Here is a 1,113-nt window from a genome sequence, read left to right as displayed (position 1 = left end):
AGGTCCTACAGGGAAAACATCTGCTGATACTATGGGAAAAGCCTTAAGATTACAGAATGTTGCAATAGATATTTCATTGGGTGAAGAACAACTTTTTGAAATTGGATCACATGGATTTTATGGGATTTCAAAGAATACCCCTATACCCGTGACTATAACAACAGGATTTACTGATGCTGATGCCCAATATTTTGCGATGTTATCAAGTCATTCTTCTGATATAACTGGTAATTTGAAAATTGAAGATTTTAATGGGTATAATTCTCTTAAATTATTGATTTACAAAGAAAAGGCTCAGACAAATCTTTTGAAAACGATTGAAATAACTCAAATGGCAGTTACAGGAGATAACTTTAATGTTTCAGTGGGGGGTAATGCTACTCATGAAATTACTTTTACTGCAGATAATATTACAGTAACTGGAAGTAAATATAATGTAACTGGTGGATCATATGGTGGTTGATCAATGGGGGCTTGAGCCCCCTCATATTTTAGAAAGGGATATATGGTAGAAATTGAACCGAAATTAGGAGATCCAATTCCTCAAAATTGGCTTGAAAAAGCGAAAGTAGAATTAAGAGCAAATTATCGATCAATTAAGCTTGATGAATTTCGTGGAGAGAAAGATGTAGAAATTTATGTGTACAGGTCTACTCTAAAAGTTGATACGATAGCTTCATACAAATATTCTGAATGTTATAATAATCTTCTTAAAAAAGGTTTTCCTCTTAAAGAAGAAATGTTAAATACGCTAAAAGAAAGAGGACTTTGGGGAGATAAACAAGAAGAAGAATTTGAGACCATTAAAGAGGATATGCGTCAAGTTGAAATTAAAGTTGCGCTATTAAGAAGTAAGCCGAATTACAACAAAGTTACGTTTAATAATTCTCGTAAAGATTATATGAAGTTAAAAGATAGGCTTTCTGAACTAATTACTAAAAAAACCTCTTATTTAAGCAATACTATTGAAAGCAAAGCTGAGGAGGAACAAATTAAAGTTAAATTATCTCTTTGTGTTAAATATCCCGATGGGAGATTGGTGTGGGATTCATTGGATTCATTAGATAATGAAATAGATAATAATGCGTTGATGAAAATTACCAATGAATTTAT

General features: G+C 31.9%; 2 protein-coding genes. Both read left to right on the top strand.

Annotated features, from left to right (window positions below; all coding sequences use genetic code 11):
• Positions 1–463, top strand: a 463-nt coding sequence (locus tag COZ07_RS06655) for a hypothetical protein (protein ID WP_406607788.1), incomplete at its 5' end; no start/stop codon positions are given.
• Between the two features lie 42 nt (positions 464–505).
• The coding region (locus COZ07_RS06650; RefSeq protein ID WP_406607787.1) for a hypothetical protein at positions 506–1,113 on the top strand (608 nt) is incomplete at its 3' end.

It is taken from the genome of Candidatus Infernicultor aquiphilus (assembly GCF_002784285.1).
GTDB classification, from domain to species: domain Bacteria; phylum Atribacterota; class Phoenicimicrobiia; order Phoenicimicrobiales; family Phoenicimicrobiaceae; genus Infernicultor; species Infernicultor aquiphilus.
Note: the sequence above shows the minus strand (reverse complement) of the source record. Positions and strands in the feature narration are given on the sequence as shown.